The 25,515-nt window shown below is 50.3% G+C and carries 26 protein-coding genes; 8 read left to right on the top strand and 18 right to left on the bottom strand.

Translation table 11 applies throughout. The annotated features are described in order from the left end of the window. Positions 1–35: 35 nt before the first annotated feature. Together trmH and recG are read left to right on the top strand one after the other, a co-directional pair. Complete coding sequence (trmH, locus tag AKJ31_RS15290) at positions 36–719, top strand: tRNA (guanosine(18)-2'-O)-methyltransferase TrmH (RefSeq protein ID WP_053409976.1); 684 nt, start codon at positions 36–38, stop codon at positions 717–719. A 93-nt stretch (positions 720–812) separates the two neighbouring features. Beyond that, on the top strand, positions 813–2,891 hold the full coding sequence (gene recG / locus AKJ31_RS15285) for an ATP-dependent DNA helicase RecG (RefSeq protein ID WP_053409975.1): 2,079 nt from the start codon (positions 813–815) through the stop codon (positions 2,889–2,891). 86 nt (positions 2,892–2,977) lie between these two features. On the opposite strand, the gene cysQ is transcribed toward recG, so the two are convergent. The 4 genes from cysQ to AKJ31_RS15265 all read right to left on the bottom strand — a co-directional run bounded on the left by cysQ (position 2,978) and on the right by AKJ31_RS15265 (position 5,901). Then, positions 2,978–3,805 carry a 3'(2'),5'-bisphosphate nucleotidase CysQ gene (gene cysQ, locus AKJ31_RS15280; protein WP_053409974.1) on the bottom strand — a complete coding sequence of 276 codons (828 nt, stop codon included), beginning with the start codon at positions 3,803–3,805 and terminating at the stop codon, positions 2,978–2,980. 27 nt (positions 3,806–3,832) lie between these two features. Then, entirely contained in the window at positions 3,833–4,381 is a 549-nt protein-coding gene (nudE, locus tag AKJ31_RS15275; protein ID WP_053409973.1) for an ADP compounds hydrolase NudE, read from the bottom strand. A gap of 132 nt (positions 4,382–4,513) precedes the next feature. Then, positions 4,514–5,101, bottom strand: a complete 588-nt coding sequence (gene nfuA / locus AKJ31_RS15270) for a Fe-S biogenesis protein NfuA (protein ID WP_053409972.1) — start codon at positions 5,099–5,101, stop codon at positions 4,514–4,516. A gap of 92 nt (positions 5,102–5,193) precedes the next feature. Further along, a complete protein-coding gene (locus AKJ31_RS15265) occupies positions 5,194–5,901 on the bottom strand; it encodes an amidophosphoribosyltransferase (RefSeq protein WP_053409971.1) in 708 nt (235 codons plus the stop codon). A gap of 56 nt (positions 5,902–5,957) precedes the next feature. Between AKJ31_RS15265 and bioH the strand changes: the two genes are divergently transcribed. Together bioH and AKJ31_RS15255 are read left to right on the top strand one after the other, a co-directional pair. Then, a complete protein-coding gene (gene bioH / locus AKJ31_RS15260) occupies positions 5,958–6,758 on the top strand; it encodes a pimeloyl-ACP methyl ester esterase BioH (RefSeq protein WP_053409970.1) in 801 nt (266 codons plus the stop codon). 120 nt (positions 6,759–6,878) lie between these two features. Further along, positions 6,879–7,349 carry a hypothetical protein gene (locus AKJ31_RS15255; protein WP_053409969.1) on the top strand — a complete coding sequence of 157 codons (471 nt, stop codon included), beginning with the start codon at positions 6,879–6,881 and terminating at the stop codon, positions 7,347–7,349. Positions 7,350–7,446: 97 nt separating this feature from the next. Here AKJ31_RS15255 and AKJ31_RS15250 read toward each other — a convergent pair whose 3' ends face one another. Then, the gene (locus AKJ31_RS15250; protein ID WP_053409968.1) at positions 7,447–9,765 is read right to left on the bottom strand and encodes a Tex family protein; all 2,319 of its coding nucleotides are present in this window, start codon (positions 9,763–9,765) and stop codon (positions 7,447–7,449) included. A 91-nt stretch (positions 9,766–9,856) separates the two neighbouring features. After that, positions 9,857–10,330: a transcription elongation factor GreB gene (gene greB, locus AKJ31_RS15245; RefSeq protein ID WP_053409967.1), complete on the bottom strand. Its 474-nt coding sequence runs from the start codon at positions 10,328–10,330 to the stop codon at positions 9,857–9,859. A gap of 170 nt (positions 10,331–10,500) precedes the next feature. Here greB and ompR point away from each other — a divergent pair, with 170 nt between their 5' ends. Next, positions 10,501–11,220, top strand: a complete 720-nt coding sequence (gene ompR, locus AKJ31_RS15240; protein ID WP_053409966.1) for an osmolarity response regulator transcription factor OmpR — start codon at positions 10,501–10,503, stop codon at positions 11,218–11,220. 69 nt (positions 11,221–11,289) lie between these two features. Then, the gene (envZ, locus tag AKJ31_RS15235) at positions 11,290–12,597 is read left to right on the top strand and encodes a two-component system sensor histidine kinase EnvZ (RefSeq protein WP_053409965.1); all 1,308 of its coding nucleotides are present in this window, start codon (positions 11,290–11,292) and stop codon (positions 12,595–12,597) included. 37 nt (positions 12,598–12,634) lie between these two features. Here envZ and AKJ31_RS15230 read toward each other — a convergent pair whose 3' ends face one another. The 12 genes from AKJ31_RS15230 to gspC are packed head-to-tail and all read right to left on the bottom strand — an operon-like array spanning position 12,635 to position 23,850. Further along, positions 12,635–13,399 (bottom strand): type II secretion system protein N, encoded by a 765-nt coding sequence (locus AKJ31_RS15230; RefSeq protein WP_053409964.1) that lies wholly within the window; start codon positions 13,397–13,399, stop codon positions 12,635–12,637. Between the two features lie 4 nt (positions 13,400–13,403). Next, the gene (locus tag AKJ31_RS15225) at positions 13,404–13,895 is read right to left on the bottom strand and encodes a type II secretion system protein M (protein ID WP_053409963.1); all 492 of its coding nucleotides are present in this window, start codon (positions 13,893–13,895) and stop codon (positions 13,404–13,406) included. Positions 13,896–13,905: 10 nt separating this feature from the next. Then, on the bottom strand, positions 13,906–15,117 hold the full coding sequence (gspL, locus tag AKJ31_RS15220; protein ID WP_053409962.1) for a type II secretion system protein GspL: 1,212 nt from the start codon (positions 15,115–15,117) through the stop codon (positions 13,906–13,908). Further along, positions 15,083–16,102, bottom strand: a complete 1,020-nt coding sequence (gene gspK / locus AKJ31_RS15215; RefSeq protein WP_053409961.1) for a type II secretion system minor pseudopilin GspK — start codon at positions 16,100–16,102, stop codon at positions 15,083–15,085. The genes gspL and gspK overlap by 35 nt, the downstream gene beginning before the upstream one ends. Then, on the bottom strand, positions 16,089–16,736 hold the full coding sequence (gspJ, locus tag AKJ31_RS15210) for a type II secretion system minor pseudopilin GspJ (RefSeq protein WP_053409960.1): 648 nt from the start codon (positions 16,734–16,736) through the stop codon (positions 16,089–16,091). The genes gspK and gspJ overlap by 14 nt, the downstream gene beginning before the upstream one ends. Further along, the gene (gene gspI / locus AKJ31_RS15205; protein WP_053409959.1) at positions 16,723–17,079 is read right to left on the bottom strand and encodes a type II secretion system minor pseudopilin GspI; all 357 of its coding nucleotides are present in this window, start codon (positions 17,077–17,079) and stop codon (positions 16,723–16,725) included. The genes gspJ and gspI overlap by 14 nt, the downstream gene beginning before the upstream one ends. Then, positions 17,066–17,653, bottom strand: coding sequence for a type II secretion system minor pseudopilin GspH (gene gspH, locus AKJ31_RS15200; RefSeq protein ID WP_053409958.1), 588 nt, complete (start codon positions 17,651–17,653; stop codon positions 17,066–17,068). Before gspH ends, gspI begins: the two co-directional genes overlap by 14 nt. A gap of 43 nt (positions 17,654–17,696) precedes the next feature. Then, positions 17,697–18,140 carry a type II secretion system major pseudopilin GspG gene (gspG, locus tag AKJ31_RS15195; RefSeq protein ID WP_053409957.1) on the bottom strand — a complete coding sequence of 148 codons (444 nt, stop codon included), beginning with the start codon at positions 18,138–18,140 and terminating at the stop codon, positions 17,697–17,699. A gap of 49 nt (positions 18,141–18,189) precedes the next feature. Beyond that, positions 18,190–19,413 carry a type II secretion system inner membrane protein GspF gene (gene gspF, locus AKJ31_RS15190; RefSeq protein WP_053409956.1) on the bottom strand — a complete coding sequence of 408 codons (1,224 nt, stop codon included), beginning with the start codon at positions 19,411–19,413 and terminating at the stop codon, positions 18,190–18,192. Then, positions 19,413–20,903: a type II secretion system ATPase GspE gene (gene gspE / locus AKJ31_RS15185; RefSeq protein ID WP_053409955.1), complete on the bottom strand. Its 1,491-nt coding sequence runs from the start codon at positions 20,901–20,903 to the stop codon at positions 19,413–19,415. The genes gspF and gspE overlap by 1 nt, the downstream gene beginning before the upstream one ends. Next, entirely contained in the window at positions 20,903–22,921 is a 2,019-nt protein-coding gene (gene gspD, locus AKJ31_RS15180) for a type II secretion system secretin GspD (protein WP_053409954.1), read from the bottom strand. The genes gspE and gspD overlap by 1 nt, the downstream gene beginning before the upstream one ends. Positions 22,922–22,959: 38 nt before the next feature. After that, on the bottom strand, positions 22,960–23,850 hold the full coding sequence (gene gspC, locus AKJ31_RS15175) for a type II secretion system protein GspC (RefSeq protein WP_053409953.1): 891 nt from the start codon (positions 23,848–23,850) through the stop codon (positions 22,960–22,962). A 217-nt stretch (positions 23,851–24,067) separates the two neighbouring features. Here gspC and hslR point away from each other — a divergent pair, with 217 nt between their 5' ends. Together hslR and hslO are read left to right on the top strand one after the other, a co-directional pair. Continuing rightward, entirely contained in the window at positions 24,068–24,454 is a 387-nt protein-coding gene (gene hslR, locus AKJ31_RS15170) for a ribosome-associated heat shock protein Hsp15 (RefSeq protein ID WP_053409952.1), read from the top strand. A 27-nt stretch (positions 24,455–24,481) separates the two neighbouring features. Then, a complete protein-coding gene (hslO, locus tag AKJ31_RS15165) occupies positions 24,482–25,357 on the top strand; it encodes an Hsp33 family molecular chaperone HslO (protein WP_053409951.1) in 876 nt (291 codons plus the stop codon). Positions 25,358–25,515 lie beyond the last annotated feature (158 nt).

Here is a 25,515-nt window from a genome sequence, read left to right as displayed (position 1 = left end):
AAATCACCCGTTTCAAGGGCTTTTATTTTTGTATTATGAATCTAGAACGCTACCAACGAATCCAACAAGTCCTGAAGACTCGTCAAACCGACCTCACTCTGTGTCTGGAAGAAGTCCACAAGCCCAATAACGTCTCTGCAGTAATTCGTACCGCCGATGCTACGGGCCTGCATAAAGTCCACGCGGTTTGGCCAAACGAAATGCGCACTCTCGGACACACGTCTGCTGGCGCTCGCAACTGGGTCGAAGTGGAAACTCACGACTCGATCGCCGAAGCCATTCAAGAGCTAAAGAACCAAGGAATGCAGGTACTGGTGACCAACTTATCTGATACCGCGGTTGATTTTCGCGAGATCGATTACACCAAACCGACTGCGATCATTCTCGGCAGTGAAAAAATCGGCGCATCAGAGCAAGCGAAGCAGTTGGCAGACCAAGACATCATCATCCCGATGATCGGCATGGTGCAGTCGCTGAATGTCTCGGTAGCAAGCGCGGTGATTCTGTACGAAGCGCAACGTCAACGCGACGCAGCGGGCATGTACGATAAACAGCACAGTGCCCTGCCAGAAGAGACTATCCATCGCACCTTGTTTGAACGTGGTCATCCGGTGCTGGCGAAAGTCGCGAAGCGTAAAGGTCTGCCTTATCCACCACTCGACGACGAAGGACAAATCGTCGCTGATGAAGCATGGTGGAAAGAGATGCAGAAAAAGTAGCCCTGCGTCTGCAGAGAGACTATTTTTCCTGTACAAATACACAGCTGGGTGGTTAACTATCTCTAGTTCATTGAATGATTTACGAGTTTTGTTATGTCCCAGCTTTTATCAGCGATACCACTTACTTCTCTCTCTGGCGTCGGCGCCAAAGTCGCTGAGAAACTCGCAAAAGTTGGCCTCAACTCTGTTCAAGACCTATTATTCCACCTCCCGCTTCGTTACGAAGACCGTACCCGGATTTACCCGATCGTAAAACTGCATGCTGGCTTATGGGCAGCGGTACAAGGCAAGGTAATGAGCGTTGATACCCTGTTTGGTAAACGCAAAATGCTGGCGGTGAAAATCAGCGACGGCAACGGCACGATTACACTGCGCTTTTTTAACTTCACCGCGGCAATGAAGAACAACTTTGCCGAAGGCAAAACCGTTCACGCTTACGGTGAAATCAAACGGGGCAGCTTTGGCCTCGAAATCGTCCATCCGGATTACAAGTTCTACGCGCCGAACCAAAAAGCGGACGTCGAAGAGACCCTGACGCCAGTCTACCCAACCACCGAAGGACTGCGCCAAGCCACACTGCGCAACCTCACCGACCAAGCGTTAGCACTACTTGATAAAGCGGCGGTACAAGAGCTACTGCCATCGGGTCTCTACAACCATCAGATTACTCTCGCCCAAGCGTTGCATACCATTCATCGTCCGCCACCCAACATCAATCTGGAAGAGTTTGATGAAGGCCAACATCCGGCACAAGTGCGCCTGATCATGGAAGAGTTGTTGGCGCAGAACTTATCGATGTTATCGGTGCGCAGCAAAGGACAAAAAGACGTAGCACTGCCGTTACCAGAGAGCAATCAGCTTAAACAACAACTGCTGGCACAACTGCCCTTCTCTCCGACCAACGCGCAAAACCGTGTGGTGCAAGAGATCGAACAAGACTTGCTTCAGCCACACCCAATGATGCGTTTAGTGCAAGGAGACGTGGGCTCAGGTAAGACCCTTGTCGCGGCGATGGCGGCACTGCGCGCGTTAGAGCACGGCTATCAGGTCACATTGATGGCGCCAACGGAACTGCTGGCCGAGCAACACGCAATCAACTTTGCCAACTGGTTTGAACCCATGGGGATTAAAGTTGGTTGGTTAGCCGGCAAGCTGAAAGGCAAAACCAAAGAATCAGAACTGGAACGTATAGCCAGTGGCGACGCGCAAATGGTAGTTGGTACTCACGCTCTGTTCCAAGAACACGTCAAGTTCAACCACCTTGCCTTAGTGATTATTGACGAGCAACACCGTTTTGGCGTCCACCAGCGTTTGGAACTGCGTGAAAAAGGCGAGAAGCAAGGCGCGTTTCCCCACCAGTTGATTATGACCGCCACGCCCATCCCAAGAACGCTGGCCATGACGGCCTATGCAGACTTAGAAACCTCGGTGATCGATGAGCTACCACCGGGCAGAACACCGATTCAAACTGTCGCCATCCCTGATACCAAACGCGACGACATTATCGAGCGCGTGCGTCACGCCTGTTTAACCGAAGGCAAGCAAGCGTATTGGGTGTGTACCCTGATTGATGAATCTGAAGTGCTGGAAGCGCAAGCGGCGGCCGATACGGCTGAAGAGCTGCAACGCAAGCTGCCGGATGTCAAAATCGGTCTAGTACACGGACGAATGAAACCGGCTGAGAAGCAAGCGGTGATGCAGGACTTCAAAGACAACAAGCTGCATTTGTTGGTCGCAACCACGGTGATTGAAGTCGGCGTTGACGTGCCGAACTCCAGCTTGATGATCATCGAAAACCCCGAACGCCTTGGTCTGGCTCAGCTCCACCAGTTGCGAGGCCGCGTTGGTCGAGGCAGCGTCGCCAGCCATTGTGTATTGCTCTACCACGCTCCGTTGTCAAAAACCGCACAAAAACGTTTAGCAGTCCTGCGCGAAAGCAATGACGGCTTTGTCATCGCCCAGCGTGACTTGGAGATACGAGGACCAGGTGAATTACTCGGCACCAAACAAACCGGTATGGCTGACTTTAAGATCGCCGACTTAGTCCGAGATCAACGCTTAATCCCAGAAGTTCAACGCATCGCGCGTTACATTCATGACAACTACCCAGACAACGCGGTCGCGATCATTGACCGTTGGCTCGGCGACCGAGACGTCTACGCCAAAGCCTAAAACAACAAAGGGCTGATACCACAACAGTATCAACCCTTTTTGTCTTTATGACGTAAGCCATTAACTTGAGCTGAGCTAGGCTAGTCCTAGTCTTTCACTTTTAGAATCTCATCCCATGGCAGACTTTCATCACCAAGGACGATAAAGTTCGGATTCTCTAAGGTGTCGCGTTCGTTGTACGACAACGGCTCTAACTGGGTACTTAAAATACGCCCGCCCGCTTCTTCGACAATGCACTGCGTCGCGGCGGTATCCCACTCACCAGTTGGTCCTAAACGTAGATAACAATCGACCGCGCCTTCTGCAACCAAGCACGCTTTTAACGCCGCAGAACCCAATGGAACCAAGTCGTAGTTCCACGCGCTGCTCATGCGACTGGTGATACGATTGATGTCTTGACGACGACTGATCGCAATCGCAATTGGCGAAGTACGACCGTCGTGCTTGTGGCTATGGATACGCACGCTCTCGTGCATATCCGGGATCTTCCACGCCCCTTTCCCCGCATACGCATAATAGGTCACGCCTGAAACTGGGCCATAAACCACGCCCATGATCGGCTTGTTGTTTTCAATCAGCGCGATGATGGTAGCAAAGTCACCACTACGGGCGATAAATTCTTGTGTGCCATCCAGCGGATCCACCAACCAGTAGCGATCCCATTGCGAGCGTTTTTCCAAGCTGATATCAGCGGCTTCTTCAGACAATACCGGAATGTCCGGTGTCAGTTCTGATAGCTGCTCCACAATGAATTTATGCGCGGCAATATCCGCACTGGTGACTGGGGTTTCGTCACTTTTGGTGAACTCTTGGTACTCTTTTTTCTCGTAAATATCGAGAATCAATTGCCCCGCAGATCGGGCAATCTCAATCACTGCATTAAGATGATGGGAAAGGTCTTGTGTCATCGGCATAATAAATCCTTTACGCCCCTATTCTTGTTATGCTTCTAATGTGCGTAGGGCGAGTAATAGCGCGGTGATACTCCGTGCTTCACAAAAATCGAGATGGTTGAGTAGCTCCACTGCTTGCGCTAACGGCCAGCGGACCACTTCCAATGGTTCAGGTTCATCGCCTTCCAACTGTTCTGAGTATAGATCCTCTGCGATAAACAGGGTCATTTTGCTGGAGAAATAAGACGGCGCTAGCACCACTTCTTTCAACGGTGTGAGTTTACGCGAGCCAAAGCCGATCTCTTCTTTGAGTTCACGATCCGCCGCTTGTCTTGGTTCCTCACCTGGGTCGATTAGCCCTTTCGGGAAACCGAGTTCGTAACGTTCCGTACCCGCTGAATACTCACGAACCAGCAGAATATCGCCTTGCTCGGTAATCGGTACCATCATCACCGCATTACGACCGCTCGGCTTCATACGTTCGTAGGTACGCTCTTCACCATTACTAAAGCGTAAGTCGAGAGCTTCAATTGCAAATAATCGAGAACGAGCCACTGTTTCTTTTGCCAATATTTCAGGCGGCGTTCTTTTCGCCACGCGCTTACTCCTTAGTCAAGGTTGAATCTTCTTAATATATGAGAAAAAACAAGGGTTGGAAATCAAAAAAGGGCTGACATTTCTGCCAACCCTTTATGATTCTCAAACGTTACTCACTCAACACCCACTGAGTTAGTAGTATGAGTGTTCGCCACGGTCGTGCTCTGTTGCGTCACGTACCGCAGTTAGTTCGCCATCAAACTCTTGAAGCAGTTGCTTCTCGATACCTTCTTTCAGCGTCACATCAACCATTGAACAGCCGTTACAGCCGCCGCCGAATGCCACAATTGCGATACCTTCTTCGGTAATCTCAACTAAGTTTACGTGGCCACCGTGGCCCGCAAGCTGAGGGTTGACTTGAGTTTGAATCACGTATTCAACGCGCTCGATCAGCGGCGCATCGTCAGCGACTTTACGCATTTTTGCGTTTGGTGCTTTTAACGTTAGCTGCGAACCCATTTTGTCCGTCACAAAGTCGATCTCTGCGTCTTCAAGGAAAGGTAGGCTAAGCTCATCAACGTAAGCAGAGAAACCTTCAAACGCAAACTCAGTGTCAGTACCTTCTACCGCTTCAGGTGGGCAGTAAGACACACCACACTCAGCGTTTTGAGTTCCTGGGTTCACTACGAATACACGAATGTTAGTCCCTTCTGGCTGTTGGCTCAAAAGGTTAGCAAAATGCTTCTGAGCATTTTCTGTAATAGTAATAGGATTTGACACGACGAATACCTGAGTAAATTTGTAGGCTATTTAGTCACCATTCTACTCCTGATTTTTGCAAGATCTAGCCCTTGCGGATGAAAACTCACTTTCTAGTCTTTTTCTGAGGGTTCAGGAGTCCGGCAGATGCAGTAAATATCAACGCTTTTCACCCCCGCATCAAGCAGTAATTTGCATAAATGCCGCACGGTACTCCCTGTCGTAAGCACATCATCAACAATCGCGACGTGGCTAACGTTAACGGGTTGAATTAATTTAAATGCGCCGCGCAAATTTTGCTCTCTTTGCCGTTTATTTTTTCCTTGTTGTGGGGATGTCGCTCGAATGCGTTGAAAGAGTTTCTGGTACGGAAGGTCTAACCGCTTAGCAACATTAAGCGCGATCATCTCACTTTGATTAAAACCGCGATGCCAGTGCCGTCGCCAATGCAGCGGCACCGAGGTAATCAACTCCGCTGGCTGAGAGATTCTTGGTGCAAGTAACTCTGCTAACTTGGCTGCCTGCCAAAACTGACGCTCGAATTTGAGTCGATGAACATAGCTCGACAACGGCGCCTGATAACCACCAACGCAATAGACGTGCTGCCACTTAGGTGGTTGCACCAAACAACGACCGCACACCTCAACATACGTGGGTGTCGGGAGCCCACAGCGGCAACAGCGAGGACTTTCAGCCACATAGCGCTGGCAGTGCTCACACAACCAACTCAGTTCGGCCTCAGCCGCAATATCCAACTGACACACTTCGCAGTGAGCGGGTAACAGGTCCGTTGTGTATTTCTTCAACCAATGCGCTAACATGTCCACCTCGCACGATATCAATACCGCATTGTGCATCGGTTACTGGCAACAAAAGGATGAAAAAAGTGGCACAAAGTGAGAGTTCAAAATCACCACTCTATTGGCAATCGACCGGTCAAGGACAAGACCTTGTCTTGTTGCACGGTTGGGGCATGAATGGCGCGGTGTGGCAACAAACGGTTGATGCATTAAGCCAAGACTTCCGCGTGCACGTCGTCGACCTACCCGGATTTGGCCACAGTCACCACTCTCACTTCGAATCGATTGAACATATGGCAGAGCTGGTGCTCGATCACGCGCCGCAAAACGCGATTTGGCTTGGTTGGTCTTTGGGCGGTCTACTCGCCACTCACATTGCACTGCACCACCCTGAACGAGTGGAAAAGCTGATCACTGTAGCGAGTTCACCTAAGTTTGCCGCAGAACGGCCTTGGCGTGGCATTCAGCCCAATGTACTCAGCGCCTTCACCGAACAACTGGTCGAGGACTTCCAGCGCACCATCGAGCAATTCATGGCGCTGCAAGCCATGGGTAGCCCTTCAGCACGTCAAGACGTGAAATCACTCAAGAAAGCGGTGTTGTCACGGCCAACGCCTAACCCGAAATCCTTGCTCGCAGGGCTGCAATTGTTAGCCGATATCGACTATCGCGATACGCTGAGCGCGCTGACGCTACCGACACTACGCCTTTATGGTCGCTTAGACGGCCTCGTTCCCGCCAAAGTCGCGACCGATGTCGACCAGCTAATGCCAGATAGCCAAAGTTACGTCTTTAGTGCCTCGTCTCACGCGCCGTTTATGACCGAGTTTGAAGAGTTCTGCCAGCAAATCACTCGCTTTATGAAAATATCATCATAAAAAATCACCATTGACGCTAAATATTCCACCAAGCTGGTCGATATATAGACGAACTAGATAACTTTACGCGAAGAGAAACATTCGTGAAGAGCGTCTGGTTGGGAGCGAGGAGGTTAAGCGATGCTCGTATCACCTACGAACGTAAGTGTGCCGCTAATCGCCCCATCGGTGAATGTTCAGACGGAGCAGGCCGCGCGCGACAATAAAGTCCGCGAGCCAGTCACTCCAACCATGGCATTGGCCAAGAGTAATGCTGAGCGAAAAGTCAAAGCAGACGATAAAAGGCGCAAACAATCATCTTGGGATCCGTCAGAGCATCCAAGCTATGAAACCGGTGAACACGATGAAGTGAGTGCTGCTTACCAGGAGAACCCAGACGATACTCTTGCGAGGATTTTCCAGCTGCTTGCCCTAGAAAGCTATAGTCAACACCAGGGCAAAGGCTATGCGATGCGCTTTCGGTTACCCAAACGTATAATCGATGCGGCGATAACGGAAGGCAAAATGGCAAAGCGCAGAACCGTGATTAAGTTTCACTACGGCCATGCGGTGTCGCCGAACACGCCGTCCGATGTCATTGCGGTGTTGTAGTACCTAATGTTCGACGATATAGAATTAGGAAATACCGAAAAAAATCCCCGTGGATTCTCAGAAAACACGGGGATTTGTATTTTTAGCTCGGTGATAGTTAACGCTTGGCTTTAGCAAACGCAGCGGCGAACGCCCCACCCATCGCACTGTTCGAGGACTCTTCGCGTCGACGACCCGCTTGATTCGGCTGACGTTGCTGGCCACGCGGTGCAGAGCTGCGTTGTGGGCGGTTATCTTGTCCTGGCTCATCGGTTAAACGCATCGACAACGCGATTCGCTTACGCTGCACATCCACTTCCATTACTTTGACTTTAACGATATCGCCCGCTTTCACCACTTCGCGTGGGTCAGAAACAAAGCGGTCCGTCAGCGCAGAGATATGCACTAGGCCGTCTTGGTGTACGCCGATATCCACAAACGCACCAAAGTTAGCCACGTTGGAAACCACGCCTTCAAGCACCATACCCGGCTCCAAGTCAGAGACTTTATTCACCCCATCGGCAAAGGTAGCGGTCTTGAACTCTGGGCGCGGGTCACGACCCGGTTTGTCGAGTTCTTTAATGATGTCGCTCACCGTAGGCAAACCAAAGCTGTCATCGGTGTAATCCACCGCGCGTAGACCGCGTAAGAAATCCGTATCGCCAATCAAAGACTTCACGTCCTTATGATTTTTCTCGGCTATCGCTTTCACCACTGGGTACGCTTCTGGGTGAACCGATGATGCATCAAGCGGGTTTTTGCCATCCATAATACGTAAGAAGCCCGCACACTGTTCGAACGCTTTTGGCCCGAGACGCGCGACTTTTTTCAGCGTTGTACGCGCTTCGAAGCGACCATTTTCATCACGGTAATCGACTATGTTCTGTGCGATGGTGCTCGATAGGCCAGCAACTCGGGTCAGCAGCGCCGGCGAGGCGGTGTTCACATCGACACCCACCGCGTTTACACAGTCTTCTACGACTGCGTCGAGGCGCTTCGCCAGCATAGATTGGCTGACATCGTGCTGGTATTGGCCAACACCGATCGATTTCGGGTCGATTTTTACCAGCTCCGCAAGCGGGTCTTGCAAGCGGCGGGCGATTGAAACCGCACCGCGTAGCGATACGTCGAGATTTGGAAATTCCTTCGCCGCCAATTCGGACGCCGAATACACCGACGCACCCGCTTCGCTGACCATGATCTTCTGCACTTTCAGGTTGTTGCGCTTAATTAAGTCGGCAACAAAACTGTCGGTTTCGCGCGAAGCGGTACCGTTACCGATCGCGATAAGGTCAACCTTGTGCTTGGTCACAAGACTTGCGACTACTTGCGCAGCCTTGTCGTATTGGTTTTGTGGTGGATGCGGGTAAATGGTTTCCGTCGCCAGCACTTTACCAGTCGAGTCTACAACTGCGATCTTCGAACCCGTGCGTAGACCTGGGTCCAGACCTAACGTCGCGCGAGGCCCAGCAGGCGCCGCCATCAACAGGTCTTTCAGGTTGGTGGCAAACACTTCAATCGCTTCGATTTCCGCGCGCTCTTTCATCGCGCCCATCAGTTCGGTTTCCATGTGCATCGATACCTTGATGCGCCACGCCCAACTGATGACTTGTTTACGCCAAGTGTCGGCTGGCGCGTTGCTGAGTGAGATACCGTAGTGATCCGCGATGATGGTTTCGCAGTACGATTGACGTACGCCCTCTTCTTGCGCTGGGTCTGCGTTCATAGCCAGAGTCAGGAAGCCTTCGTTGCGACCACGCAGCATCGCCAATGCTCGGTGCGACGGTACTTTGCTCAGCGGCTCGTTGTGCTCGAAGTAATCTTTAAACTTCTCGCCTTCTTGCTCTTTACCTTCCACGACACGAGAAACCAGCTCGGCGTTGCGGTTAAGGTGATGACGGATCTTTTCCAGTAAGTTGGCGTCTTCAGCAATTCGCTCCATGATGATGGCACGCGCACCATCTAACGCCGCTTTGGTATCGGCAACGCCTTTATCTACGTCAACATAACGCTCGGCTTCGCTCTCTGGTTCTGTTTGTGGTTCATTCCACAACTTATCTGCCAGCGGCTCTAACCCTGCCTCAATCGCGATCTGGCCTTTGGTACGACGCTTCGGTTTGTAAGGCAGGTATAAGTCTTCTAAACGTGTTTTGCTGTCCGCCTGGTTGATTTCTGCTTCTAGCTCTGTGGTTAACTTGCCTTGCTCGCCAATAGACTTAAGGATGGTTTGACGGCGCTCGTCAAGTTCACGTAAGTACGAAAGACGGCTGTCTAGATTACGCAGTTGGGTATCGTCCAGACCACCCGTCACTTCTTTACGGTAGCGGGCAATAAATGGCACTGTGTTCCCATCATCAATCAGGTTAACAACAGCGGTGACTTGCTCAGCGCGAACATTGAGTTCTTGAGCAATCATTTGACAGATAGCTTGGCTCATCCGTTGAATCTCTTTGTATGTTTTATGTATGACGCCATGAAAGCATCAATGTATTAATCAGTATGTGGGGGCAAACGGCCGCGATATAAAGCTACTTATATTCGATGCGGTTAACGAACCACTCTTTATAGCCTTCAGGCGTCTTAACGCTAAACTCGTCGTCCACTTCTTTTTGCAACAGCGCCCGCGCCATTGGTGAATCGATCGAAATATAGCCTTTCGCATCACCGTAGATTTCATCTGGGCCAACTATACGGAACGATTTAACCTCGCCCGCTTCGTTTTCGATTTCGACCCACGCACCGAAGAACACTTTGCCTTCTTGTTGAGGCGAATAGTCCACCACTTTGACTTGTTCGAGGCGTTTACGCAGGTAGCGGACACGACGGTCGATCTCCCGCAGACGCTTTTTGTTGTACTGGTAATCGGCGTTTTCCGAGCGGTCACCAAGACTGGCTGCCCACGTGACCTTTTTGGTCACTTCTGGACGTTCTTCTTTCCACAAAAAATCGAGCTCTTTTTTAAGCCGATCAAAGCCTTCACGCGTGATTAGGTTTGTTTTCATATTTCTGACGTTACTGGATTGAAACTACCGTATACATTAGCTAAAAAGGAAATAAACGTTAACAATTCTTTACGCCACTTTGGTCAGAACAGTGTTACATTTCTACTGGTCAAAAAGGGCACTAAGCCCAGCGCAAAAGCGCCATTATAGTTATTAGGTGGAATCATTACATGCAAGAAAATCACAAGATCTTAGTCGTTGATGACGATGCGCGTTTACGTGCGTTGCTGGAGCGTTACTTGTCTGAACAAGGATTCCAGGTACGCAGTGTGGCCAACAGCGAACAAATGGACCGCCTACTGACCCGCGAAAACTTCCACCTAATGGTGTTGGACCTGATGTTACCAGGAGAAGACGGCCTGTCGATTTGCCGTCGTCTACGTAACGCTAACAACACATTGCCGATCCTGATGCTGACCGCTAAAGGCGACGAGATTGACCGCATTGTTGGCCTTGAAGTTGGCGCTGACGACTACTTACCAAAACCGTTCAACCCGCGTGAACTGCTGGCTCGCATTAAAGCGGTACTACGCCGTCAAACCACCGAACTGCCTGGCGCACCAAGCAGCGAAGAGCAGGTGGTGGAGTTTGGTGAGTTCCGTTTGAACTTAGGCACACGCGAAATGTTCCGTGGTGACGAGCCGATGCCACTGACCTCTGGCGAGTTCGCGGTGCTCAAAGCACTGGTGACCAACGCTCGCGAACCGATGTCACGTGATAAGTTGATGAACATGGCGCGTGGCCGCGAATACTCGGCAATGGAGCGCTCGATTGACGTTCAAATCTCTCGCCTACGTCGGATGCTGGAGGTTGACCCAAGCAAGCCACGCTACATCCAAACCGTGTGGGGCTTAGGTTATGTTTTCGTCCCAGACGGCAAAGAAGCCTAATCAGAATTATGCTAGGGTGCGAGACATGGTCTCGCACTTTTTGTTTTTACCGTTATCAAGGTTGCTGATATGCGCATTCGCAGCTCATTTACTCAATCCATCTTCATTTTTCTCACGCTACTGATTGCCAGTCAGGTCTACTCGTATTACGCGGTGTTCAACTACGCCGTGATGCCAAGTTTGCAGCAGTTCAATAAGATTCTCGGCCACGAGATCAACCTGATGCTCAGCGACTCGGCAAACCTAGAAGACGGTCTGGATATGGATGGTCCGTTGCGTCGCCGCGTTCTTGAGCAGCTTGGCGTGACGATTCACAGCGAAGACAGCGAAATCGCGGAAGAGTTTTATCACGCGGTACCGATTGACTTGATGAGTGAGGAGATGAGCAACGAGTTAGGCTCCACAACGCACGTGCGGATGATGCTTGGTTCTGAGAGTTACATTTTATGGATGAAGATCGACGCCATGCCAGGCTCGCTACTGCGCATTCCACTTTCAGAATTGCAAGAAGAAGACTTTGCGCCGCTGTTTCGCAACAGTTTGATCATGGCGCTGCTGATCATCGCCGGCGGTTGGCTGTTCATCCGCTTACAGAATCGTCCGCTGATCGCGCTTGAAAAGGCCGCTAAGGGCGTTGGCCGAGGAGAAATTCCACCACCGTTACCAGAACAAGGGGCATCTGAGATTCGCTCTGTGACACGCGCGTTCAACCAAATGTCAAAAGGGATTCAAGCGCTGGAAGAAGACCGCGCGCTGCTGATGGCCGGGATCAGCCATGATTTACGTACCCCGCTGACTCGAATTCGCCTCGCAACGGAAATGATGTCACCTGAAGACAGCTATCTGGCCGAGGGAATCATCAGCGATACCGAAGAGTGCAACGAGATCATCAGCCAGTTTATGGACTACCTCAAGCCGGTCAACAAACAGTCGTTTGTCGAAGTCGACCTCAACGAGATCGCCAATGACGTTGCGCTGTCTGAAGGTGGCTACGAGGTTAAAATCGAAACCGAACTCCACCAGCCGATGAAAATGACGCTCGGTAGCCCAATCTCGATTAAGCGGGCGGTGAGCAACTTGGTGGTTAACGCGCTGCGTTACGGCAATGGTTGGGTCAAAGTCAGCACCGGGATTACCGCCGACAGTAAACTGGTGTGGGTGTGCGTGGAAGATAATGGCCCGGGCATCGAACAAAGCCAGATCGGTAAGCTATTTGCGCCATTTACCCGTGGAGACACCGCGCGAGGCAGTGAAGGGACAGGGTTAGGCCTGACAATCGTAAAACGTATCATCAGCCAGCACAGTGGCTCGGTGGTGGTCAACAACCGTAGCGGTGGCGGGTTGAGGGTGCAAATCAGCTTCCCAGCGATGAAATAGCAAAACGGGGTTATCAGCAGATAACCCCGCTTTGATTTTACAGTCGGCCGTTGTAGTTAAACGAGTAACGGCCAGAAGAATCGGGATCAGGCAACCAACGTAGTTGCTCAGTCAATGACGCCGGGAACTCTCCACTCGGCTTAAACCAACCTTTGCTCTGGTAGCTAAAGTTCGGTTGTAGAGTCACTTCTGCTGCACTTTCCACCTGAGCACTCTGCTGCGACGCGTTCAAATTAATCGTACTGTCGGTACAGGTAAAGTCTGCAATCACAGGACCGACGGTCAAATCCGCTAGCGGTGTGCCGACTTTATCGGTATTCCACACCACGCTGCCCTCTGCACTCGAGCAGAAAGGCGCTGCATAATTGAGCTGTTTGACCATCAACTCCACACGACCATCAAGCGCCAAAGGAATCGGCATGTTTGGTGCGCGCTGGATAATCTCTTCCACTGGCATCGACGCGACGACATTTTCTAAATACGGCGTCCCCGAAAATTGGTATCCAACCGTGCCACGTCCGGTTAGCTGCATATCGCTACCTTGACCAAAGCGAACTTGGGCTTCGGCCGCGCCCGTGAGCAGTTTGGCTGGCGCTAACGACCAATGAAGCTGACCTAAGTTCATCGACTGCCAACGAACATTGGTAGCACTGCCTTGCCAAACCGTACCCTGCACTCCCGTCAATGTCAGTTGGGCGGGTAGCGGCGCGTTATTCACCACTAATTGCGCGGGAAGATGAGCAATGGCGCTAACCACGAATACCACCAGCAAACCAAAACTCAATACAATGATTTTCTTCACCCAATTACCCCTTAGTGAATTGCAATCGCTTAACTTCTACCACACCGCTTTGGTCACCTTTATCGATATCCAGAAACGTTACAGAAATGCCATGCGTGTCCTGCAGAAAGCTCATCCACTCAACCAAACGGTTAAAAGGCAGTGGCGTGATCCAGACTTGCAGTTGCTCGTCACGCGGTTGAACGCGAATCAGCTCGACGCCAAAGCGTCCAGCGGTTGACGAGATGGCCTGATTCATCGGTGTGTTTGAAATCACCTGACCGTTCTGACCACGTAAAGAGGCAATCTCGTCGGCTTTGTCCTGAACCCAACTGAGCAGTTGTTTCTCGCTTTGGATGCGTAATTGCGCGTTTTCAGCACGCTGTGAGACCGGCTGAATGACACCCCAATAAAGCGTACCAAGCACAAGCAACACCGCGCACACTACGACCAAACGTTGCTCGCGAGCGCTAATCTGACTCCACCAGTTTTGCAGCGACATCATTAATGAATTCATCTTCTCTACCTCACAATGGCTTCAACACAAAGGAGCCATTGACTAGCTGCCCTGAACGGTTTAACTGACCTTGCTCGACGACGAACTTAGACGCCAGTATTTCGCGCGCTTTTTCAAACGTTTGGAAATCAGAGCTTTGTGCCTGTAACCTCACTTCGCCACGCGGGCCATCAAACTTGAAGCTGGTCAGATTAAGGGTCGGAACTTGCTTTAGTAATGCCGGTAAACCTTCCATCCATTTCAGTAGCGACTCATCGCCACCATTGCCCGACAATCGCTCCGCTTCACGCTCCATTTCGCGTTTTAGGTAGCTCACGGTAGGAATCTTATTCTTGCCAAACAGAGTCTGACGGAAAATTCGCTCACTCTCGGCGCGATACGCTTGAGCTTGGGATTCATACTGATTAATTTTCAGTACGTTATCTATCATCATCACCGCAAGTAACACCACCGCCGCGATCGCCGCTTTTTGCCACACTTTCCAGTAACGCAGAATCGACGATTTAGGCTTAAAGCTGCCGGTTAGCAGGTTGATTTTACTGCTGACCGCCTGCTCGGCGAGCATTTGCATCACAAGCTGCGGCTCAACATTTTGCCACTGTTGACCCTCGGCCAACTCCAGTTCAGGAAGTGCAGTATAAGCATTGAGAGGTAAGTACTCTTCACCCTCTTTGACCCACTCGGATTGGGCGATCATCGCCAGCCATTCACTCGGTATTGAGATACCGCTGTAAGCGTTCTTTTTCAGCAACCATTGCCCGTCGAGTTCAACCGCGCTGATCCCTGAATGCTCGGGTAACGCCAACACATCCGGTAGGACTTTTTGCACCTGACAACCGACAGCGTGTAATGTCTGCAGTACTGTCTCCACCCAGTGACTATCCGCGGCGCATACTTGAGCGCGCCCCGATGCCTTGTGCAGCACAGAGAAATGCAGTTGTTCAACATCTTGAGCTAAGTCGTCTTCCAGCAAAAATGGCAGCATGCCTTCAAATTGGCGGCTTGCGCCGGCTGGAATCTCTACCTCAGTCAACACTAAGCTAGACGCAGAAAGCAAAACTAACGTTCGGCGATTTTCGGCGTAAGCGGCTAACTCTGGCACAGCATCCCAATCAGCCAGTTCGCCACAAGCAATCACTTCCTTTTGCTGTTCTGACCAGACAATCCACTGAATGGCCGAGCTTGTATCATTGCTCAGTCGAACGATCAGAAACTCGTTCACCGATACCTCCAAAGCGACGGCTGACTACCGTTGCGTTCTTGCGATTATTACTAAATATTAAACTACGGATGCGGACCCTTGATTGGTCCACCAATATCTCTGCGTCTAATTCAAAATATAAGCTGTCTACCGCCAAATAGCTTTTTATTGGCTGTAGCACGTCAGGTTCAAGATTGGCCAGCGCCCCTTCCCGTAAGAAATCATCGACATTACCCCACCCGTCATAAGGACGGTTTTGCAAAATATCTTTGGCTTGCTGCGCACTCAGGTGCGGTTGCAGCAGCGCGCTGAGCAACTCCGCCTGCTCTGGCTGGAGCGTGTTCACGTTGACGCGAAACTCTGTCGTCGGCAAAGCGCAAACATACGGCGCGATCTTGGTCATCACTTCTCCGGAGACCTGATTGACCGCCCTAAGCTCCGAGCTATCGGCCAACAACGTATTTGCCGCGAGATATGCCGGTGACATCGATTCGTAATAGCTGTCTTCCACCCCTGACACTGAATCTACCGAGTTGTTGATATCAACGTATTCCCACAGCGACTGCGACGCTTCCTCTGCTTGATGGTTGTCGATCTCCAACTCTTCCATCAGGTTTTGCAGCGTTTCGACCAGAAACGGCAATCGGTCTGAACCCGCGCTTGGGGTTTCCGCCACTAGAGCATTGAGGTTAAAACACGCCTGTTTATCTCGAATCTGACCTTTCAGCGTTCCATAATCCAATGGGTAGGTTTGTTCTTCCAACGCCCAAGGCTGCGAAAGATTAATAGTGTCTGAGTCTTCGTAGCTCTGTTCAATTGCCACTTTCGCCAACGCTTCCACACCGATGCTGTACCAATACGCTTGCTGATAGTTAAGCTGATTCGATGCACGCTTAAACTGGCCGAACAATCGGTCTGCCATGCTGGCCGCAAGACTGACCATCACCGCCAGAAGCAGCAATACGACGATTAACGCCACACCGCGTTGAGGTTTAGCCCTCGTCATCGCCCACCTCGCTGATCTTTAACGCGCCGCCAGAAATCAGGTAAATGCGCTCAATTTTTCCATAATCGGCCAACTCCAACTCGACCGATACCGCGCTAGGCAGCTGATTGGGGGCTTCCCATTGAGCTTTCCACTCTTTACCATCAAAAAAACGCATCGAGATCTCTTTGACGTCATTAAGCAGTGGCATCACGATCGGTGCTTGCCCCGCTGGTGTGTCCGGATAACGCCACCACAGTCGTTCAAGGCGTTGGTCTTTGAGGCGATAACCCACTTTGGTCACTTCACCACGCGGAAATTGCTGCTCCGGATTGTGCCAACCAGCCCGAGCAAACATCACGCCTTTAGCGTCTGAATCCAGCAGGTAGTCTTGCCATTGCAACAACTGCGTCGACGGTTCTTCACCATTGGTACGCGTTTGTCGCAGCACCATTTGACGAAAGTCGTTGTTCAAAAACACCAGTGCGCGCTGCAAACTTTTTAGTCGCTCACTGCGTTCTAAAGAAAGCTCGTTACTGCGCTGTACCTGGTTGAGTACCTGATACGCGCCGACACTGAGACTGGCGAAGATAGCAATCGCCACCAAGACTTCGATCAGAGTAAAGCCTTTCTGGCTGGTTCTATTTCGCCACATAACTTCTTACCGTAACGATCGAAGCGCCTTTTTCTTCCGCCGCGACTTTGACATCAAAACCTTGCAGCAAGTTACCAGCGGTATCGACCGGTTCTACCGACCAATACCATTCACGTCCTGCCAGTTCTTCTTTGCCCTTCACTTTAGTTGGCTTACGTTCAGAAAGCATGACCTTGGCCATTTGGTTGTCAGCAACCATCGAAGCGAAGGTCTTTTCCTCGAGATAACTCAGCGTATTGATATGCTGGCTGACCGAGCGAATCACCGCGATCGCCGCCGTGGCAAAAATCGCCAACGCCACCAGTACTTCTAATAACGTAAAACCTGACCTACGCTTGCTCATCACTCTCTCCTGGGGCGAGAAGAATGATGTCGCCATTTTCTTTTGCCACTACACGCCACGCGTCTTCGTCCGCACTCAAGTTCTGCGGATAAATGGCAATAGAGAATGGGGTAATTTCACCACTCGACATAATAAATACCTGTGGTGGCAGCACTTTATTCTCGGCTTCTAACTCGGCAAACATCTCGTCATCAAACAAACTACCGGGATTAAACAAGCGGTCTTCGTCTTTCCAAACGTTACCCCCCAATTGCATCGTGAGCGCCAAACCGTCGGGTAACGTGACCTGCTCTGGTAATTGTTCATCGTCTAACGCTTGCCATCCCTCTTCACCTAACGCCAACAACTGATAGCTGGCACGCTTTTGGTCAAAACGAGCACCGTAGTCTTTACCGCTCAAAATCGCTTCTTCGTTCAAAAGCTGCAGACGATGGTATAACGCCACCGCTTGTTGCTTGGCTTCATCAGACGTTTTCTGTGGTAGGGTGGCGATCACCGCCACGGAGGCAACCGACAACAGCACCAATACCAACAGGATCTCGAGTAGGGTAAAACCCTTTTGCTTAGGCGTCATATGTATGAGGCGACCAAAGCCGCCCCTACGTCCGAGAAATGGATTATTGGAAATCTTGAATATTCCAGTTACCGATATCAGCGTTGGCACCTTCGCCACCCTCTTGACCATCCGCACCTAGGGTAAAGATATCAATCGACCCTTTATCGCCAGGGCTTAGGTATTGGTAGTCGTTACCCCATGGGTCGTTTGGCAGACGCTTAATGTAGCCGCCTTCACGGTAATTGCGTGGTTCTGGACTCGATGGCTTAGTTACCAAAGCATCCAGACCTTGGTCTGTAGTTGGGTACACGCTGTTGTCCAGCTTGTACATATCCAACGCATTTTCCAAAGCAACGATGTCAGTAATCGCTTTTTGTTGGTCCGCTTTTTCTTTGTTACCCAGCAAGTTAGGTACAACAAAGCTCGCCAAAATCCCCAAGATAACAACCACAACCATGACTTCTAACAGGGTAAAACCAGATTGTTTCTTCATTTTAATTTTCATTATTCTCTCCAAACCACAAACTAACGATGAGCGTTTCAGGCTAACCGCCTTAGCCACTCATTAAATTATTCATTTCTAAAATTGGCATCAGGGTCGCCATTACGATGAACAGCACCAAACCCGCCATCAACGCGATCAGAGCCGGAGTAAAAATACCCAAGGCGATGTTGATCGTCGACTCAAAGTTCGCATCCTGATTATCTGCCGCGCGGGTGAGCATACTTTCTAACTCACCACTCTGCTCACCACTGGCAATCATATGCAGCATCATCGGTGGGAACAGTTTGGTCTGATCCAAAGCTTTTCTCAGACTCGCCCCTTCGCGTACATTTTCTCGCGCCGTCATCACCTGCTGCTTAACAAAATGGTTCGACATTACGTCGACCGCCACTTTCATGCCGTCTAAAATCGGGATCGCACTCGAGGTACAAATCGATAATGTGCGCGCAAATCGTGAGGTGTTCAGCCCGCGGGAAATCTTACCAATCAGCGGCATCGACACCACTTTACGGTCCCATTTCAAGCGGATATCCGGTGATTTAAGCAGCGTCTTGATACCGTAAATCAAAGCGATGATCGCCAAAAGCAATTGGATCCCCCAGTTCTGGATAAACTCACTGGACGATAATAAGAACTGCGTTGACTGCGGAAGTTCCTGCCCCATTTGGACAAACTGGCCGACAATCTTTGGCACCACAGCAGCAAGTAGAAAGGCGACAATACCGACCGCAAACACCACCAGCACCACAGGGTAGATCATCGCCTGTTGTAACTTAGAGCGTAATTTTTGCCGATTCTCTGCGTAGTCGGCTAAACGCTCTAGCACTGAGTCTAAATGGCCGGATTTTTCCCCCGCCGACACCATCGAACGGAACAAGTCATCGAAGATGTGCGAGTAATCCGCCAAACTGTCCGCAAGGGTGTAACCTTCGACCACTTTGGAGCGAACTGCCAACATCATGCTACGAATGCGGGGCTTATCTGACTGTTCAGACACGGCTCTTAAGCACTCTTCCAGCGGCATCCCCGACTGAACTAGCGTGGCTAATTGACGGGTAATCAGCGCCAAATCTGGCGTACTGATCCCACGTTTAAAGCCTTTGTTAGTATTCGAGGACTGGCTGTTGGATTTCTGCCGTGTTTCGGTTACTTCAACCGGCACCAAGCCTTGCTCTTTTAGGCGCAAGCGCACCTGACGAGCATTATCTCCTTCGATAACGCCTTTCTGGGTTCGACCTTTTGCGTTTAACGCTTTGAATTCAAACGCCGCCATTAGCTTTCCTTGGTTACTCGCAAGACTTCTTCAAGAGAAGTCACGCCAGTGAGCACCTTCGACAAACCGTCATCACGAATACTCGGTGTGTTCTGTCGAATTGCTCTCTCGATCGCTTGCTCACCGGCTTCGCTATGGACCAGCTCTTGCACCTGCTCATCAACGATCAGTAGCTCGTGGATACCAGTACGGCCTCGGTAACCTTTTTGGTTACACTTTTCACACCCGTGCGCTCGGTATAAAGTCAGTCGCTCATCCTGCGAAACGTTGAACAGTTTCTTGGTTTCTTTATCGGCTTCGTAAGGCTGCTTACAATCGCGGCATAATGTGCGCACCAAACGCTGCGCCAACACGCCGAGTAAAGATGAAGAAATTAGGAAAGGCTCAATGCCCATATCACGCAGACGCGTCACCGCGCCGATAGCGGTATTGGTGTGTAAGGTCGACATGACTAAGTGACCCGTCAACGAGGCTTGAACCGCGATCTGTGCAGTTTCCAAGTCACGGATCTCACCGACCATCACCACATCCGGGTCTTGACGAAGAATCGCCCTCAGACCGCGCGCAAACGTCATGTCTACTTTTGGGTTCACTTGGGTCTGGCCGATACCATCGATATCAAATTCAATCGGGTCTTCGACGGTAAGAATATTGCGCTCGTTGCTATTAAGCTCTTGCAGACCCGCGTACAGCGTGGTCGATTTACCCGAGCCCGTCGGACCGGTCACGAGGATAATCCCGTGAGGGCGACTGATCATCGAACGGAAACTGTCATGGTTGGCTTGGGTCATCCCCAAACTGTGTAAATCTAGGCGCGTCGCGTTCTTATCCAACAGACGCATTACTACACGCTCACCGTGTGAAGACGGCATGGTCGATACACGCACATCGACCGCGCGGCCACCAATACGCAACGAAATACGCCCATCTTGAGGGACGCGTTTTTCTGCAATATCCAGCCTCGCCATAACTTTCACGCGCGAGACCAGCAACGGGGCTAGCTTACGACTTGGTGATAACACGTCTCGCAGCACACCGTCGATGCGGAAACGAATCATCAATGACTTTTCGAACGTCTCGATATGGATATCAGACGCGCCTTCTTTGATCGCTTCGCCAAGCATTGCATTAATTAGCTTGATGATTGGCGCGTCGTCGTCTGATTCAAGTAAGTCTTCGTTTTGCGGTAAGTCTTCTGCCAGTGAGAAAAAGTCATCACTGTCTGCACCCAAGTCTTCCATCAACTGGCGCGCCTCTGATGAGTCGCGCTGATACGCTTCGGTCAGTTTTTTTTCAAAGGTGTCTTTGTCGATTTCGTTAACCGCAAAACCGCTGCCAACAATCCGCTGCACTTCGAGTAATGCGGGTACTGCCAATGGCGCGACATAGGACAACACCAAACCGTCTTCCGCTTGCTCTAATACCAAATTAAAGCGGTTAGCGAAGCCAAACGGCAGGCGACGAAATGAAGTTGCTACATCGATTGCCATTACTGCTCGTCCATTTGGTCTAGGAATGCCTGAATTTCTGCTGGGTGACGGATATCATCGCCAAAGCGCGGTAGTACCGGGATATGTTCATTATCCATTAACTTCAGGCCCTGATCGGCTTTATATAGCTGCTCAGCACGGATGAAGTTGTATTTACGCTGTGTGATACCATCTGCGGTCACGCCATCGCGAATGATGGTTGGCTTGATAAATACCATCAGGTTTTTCTTTTCAACCTGAGTGCTGGTCGATTTAAATAGGTGACCAAGCACCGGAATATCACCCAATAGCGGTACTTTCGATTCACTTTCCAGCGCACGCTCATCAATCAGACCGCCTAACACAATCATCTGACCGTCTTCGACCATGACCGAGGTATTGAGCTGACGCTTAGCGAAACGTACGTCAACCGCGCCGTTCGCACCCAGTACGTTTGACACTTCTTGCTCAATATCCAGTTGGACCGAGTTACCTTCGTTGATCTGCGGTACCACTTTCAGTTTGATACCGACTTCTTTACGGTCAACGGTTTGGAATGGGTTGTCGTTATTAGAACCTGCGGTAGAACCCGTAATAACCGGCACTTCCTCACCAACAATAAATGATGCTTCGCCGTTATCCATCACTGTGATGCTCGGAGAAGAAAGAATGTTTGAGTTGGAGTCAGTTGCGACCGCGCTAAGTAATGCGGTCCAGTCACCCATCACAAGGCTCAATGCTGCACCGTTAACACCCGAAAGAGCGGAAGCCAGCGTCGAGTAGTCACCCGATTCAGTCACAGAGTAAGGTACGCGGTTGCCGTTGTTATCAGTGTAGTATTCAGTGCTGGTTTGATCGTCGGCTTCTTCCAGACCCACCATTACCTGACCGATTGGTGCTCCGGTGTTGCTGTACTGGATCACCGCCCCCGTTTCCAACGAGCCCCACTGTACGCCAAGGTTGATACCGTCACCCTCGGCCATTTCGACGATCAGTGCTTCAATCAGTACCTGCGCTCGGCGAATATCCAACTGACCGATCACGTCTTGCAGTGCGATCATGATATCTGGCGGCGCCGTCAATACGAGCGCGTTGGTTTCTGGATGCGCCGCGATCATCACTTCACCACGCTTGGCCGTCGCAACATTCCCGCCTTGCGTTTTCTCTGCTTGCAGGTTATCCGACACCCCTTTCAGCACATCGACTAAGTCTTCCGCCTTTGCGTACTTGAGATACACCACGCGGTTGTTGCCTTTTGACGCCATTTCAACGTCAAGCTGTTTAATCAACTTGCGCAGACGCTGACGCACTTGAGGGTCACCAGAAATCAAAATTGCGTTGGTACGCTCGTCTGCCACCAGCTTAGGCTGAAGAAATTCAGGGGTGGTTTTGGCGTCGGTTTTGCTCAGCGCTTCAACAATTCGCACCATTTCTGCCGCGGAAGCATTCGCGAGGTCTACTACTTCAATCGATTTGTCGCCGGCTTGGTCAACTCGCTTAATGATGTCCGCTAAGCGGTTTACCACCGCCGCACGGCCAGTGATCAAGATGATATTCGCCGGGTCATAGTGCACAACGTTACCCGCACCAGCGTTATCATTCAGTTGACGTAGGAGAGGAGAGAGTTCACGTACCGATACGTTTTTGACCGCCACAACGCGCGTGACCACTGCGTCACCTTGCACTTTGCCGTCACCGACAACCGGAATAGCCGATGTTTTCGCGTCTTTTGACTTCACGACTTTAATCACGCCGTTGCCCATTTCGACAACCGCATAACCGTAGACCTCAAGAACGTTCAAAAAGAAACTGTAGTACTGCTCTTCGGTAAGCATGTCGTAACTACGAACATCGACTTTGCCACGAACGGACGGGTCAACAATGATGGTCTTTTCTAAGTTGCGGCCAACAATGTTGATAAACTCTTGAATATCAGTGCCTTTAAAGCTTGCACTAAATTCATTAGCCGTGACTAAGCTAGGCGAAGTTAATAAGCTTCCTGCCAAAAGCCATACGCTTTTTTTGAGCCAATGATTCACACTTTACTCCTCATTAAGATAGCGATTAACGCGGCTATCTATAATTCAATATATATCTCGTACGGCTGGCCATCGCGCTCAACCGTTAGAGTTAACTCAGTCATTTCGGACAAGGATTGGAAAATAACGCCCATCGTCGCTGAGTCTTTTAAATCTAATCCATTAATCTGTGTCGCTATGTCACCTGGCTGTAGGCCAACTGACTCAAATAAGATCGGGTCTTTACCCGGAGTGAGACGATAGCCTGCGACTTCACCATCGTTCTTCACTTGAGACATACGCACGTACTGGAACACTTGCTTCGAGTCTTGGCGAATCTCGTCACGAATTTGGTCGAGTTTATCTGTTGATACCTGAGCTTCACGAGCGAGAGGCTTAGACTCTGGAAGCGCTTGAGGTTGGGTGTATTTCAACCCTTCCAGCATCACGGTCTCGTTACGCCCAGCATTATCAATAATCACGCGGTCGGTTTGCACCTGATACAATTTCGCTCGGGTTCCTTCAATCACTTCACCGATGCCGTACGTCGCTTGCTGACCGCGATTGGCGATCACCGCTAGACTTTTATTTGCATTGGTACTTGTCACGACCCCAACAAGAACAACGTTAAGGCGACTTTTTGGCGCGTCTTCCACTTTCGGTTTTTCAACCACTACGCGCTGCTCTTGATACTGACCAAAAAGATGACCGTTTTGCACTTCAGCAAGGTCAAAGGATGAACTGGATTGAGAGGAATTTTTTGCCGATACCGTTGGCTGCCAAGGATTGATTGATTCGGTCATAAAAGGCTGCCAAACCAACTGGCCTAAAATCCAAGCACTTAAAACCAGCAACACCACAGCCACAACAGAACTGACTCGCTGCTGAACTCGAATTTCCTTTACCGATTCGCCCAATTTATACAGTGCGCTTACGCTTTGCTGCTTCACTGAGTTTCCTTCTCGTTTGCGCCCAATAATATGGTAAATATTAATAAAAAGTGTAGCAGAGCATTGTAGCAAAATATCAATCAAGCTAAACACTTAACAGTGTCAGAACCACTAGGCAAATGATAAATTTGATAATCTCGCTTGAAAAATGGACATCCTGTCACCATTTTTACAACAGCATTAATCTAGCTAGATTCATTAGAGGTCATTTTCCACTATGAGTTCCCAAACAGAAGCGGTCAGACTCGATAAGTGGTTATGGGCTGCACGTTTCTATAAAACACGCTCAATTGCGCGAAATATGGTCGATGGTGGCAAAGTCCACTATAATGGCCAGCGTAGTAAGCCGAGTAAGGCGGTCGAGCTCGGTGCAGTTATCACTCTTCGCCAAGGCAATGAAGAGAAAACCATTGTTATCGAAAAGATTTCTGATCAACGTCGTGGTGCACCTGAAGCTCAGACGCTCTATAAAGAGACGACTGAAAGCATTGCTAAGCGCGAGGAAAACGCCACACGACGTAAACTCCACGCTCACAACCCTAGCCCTGATCGTCGTCCAGATAAAAAGCAGCGTCGCGACATCATCAAATTTAAACATCAATAAGTACCAGACGTACTAGGAATAAACTCCATGGCAAACAATGTATTAAACCGCTACCTTTTTGAAGACCTATCAGTACGTGGCGAGTTGGTGCAATTGGATGAAGCATACCAACGTATTATCACTAGCAAGGAATACCCAGCAGCCCTAAAAAACCTGCTAGGTGAGCTACTTGTCTCGACGACACTGCTAACTGCAACGCTGAAGTTTGAAGGTTCAATCACCCTGCAGCTGCAAGGTGACGGTCCGGTATCACTGGTCGTAATTAACGGTGACAATAACCAGCAAGTACGTGGTGTGGCGCGTTGGGAAGGCGATATCGCTGACGACGCAAACATTCATGACATGATGGGTAAAGGTTACCTAGTGATCACTATCGAGCCTAAACAGGGCGAACGTTACCAAGGTATCGTCGGTCTTGAAGGCGATAGCCTAGTTGAGATTCTGGAAGGCTACTTCGAAAAATCTGAGCAGTTAAAAACTCGCCTTTGGATTCGTACTGGCGAACACGAAGGCAAAGCGCACGCAGCAGGTATGCTTATTCAGGTTATGCCAGATGGCACCGGCACGGCGGAAGATTTCGAGCACCTTGAGCAGCTAACCAGCACAGTGAAAGATGAAGAGCTGTTCACCCTAGAAGCGAACGAGCTGTTGTACCGTCTGTACAACCAAGACAAGGTACGCTTGTTCGAACCTCAGCAAGTTGAGTTCCATTGTGGTTGCTCTCGTGAGCGTAGCGGCGCGGCGATCGTGACCCTTGATCGAGCGGAAGTAAATGACATGTTGAGCGAGTCTGGCTCAATTTCTTTACATTGTGATTACTGCGGCACGAATTATTCGTTCGACGAATCTGACGTGGCTGAGCTGTTTGAACAGGCAACTCCAAGCAATAAAACGCTGCATTAATTCACATAGTTTATCAAGCACGTAATTTACCCGTCAAAAAGCCAGCACAATGCTGGCTTTTTTGTGATCCAACCCTTGCTATACCTAGCCTCTCCTGTAATAAAACAACTGGTTAATTTTAATCAATTAATAACCGTTTTGCTCTAGCGCAAAGCTTT

Origin of the sequence: Vibrio hepatarius (assembly GCF_001274785.1) — a bacterium.
Classification (GTDB): Bacteria; Pseudomonadota; Gammaproteobacteria; order Enterobacterales; family Vibrionaceae; genus Vibrio; species Vibrio hepatarius.
This window is presented reverse-complemented; position numbering and strand designations above follow the sequence as displayed.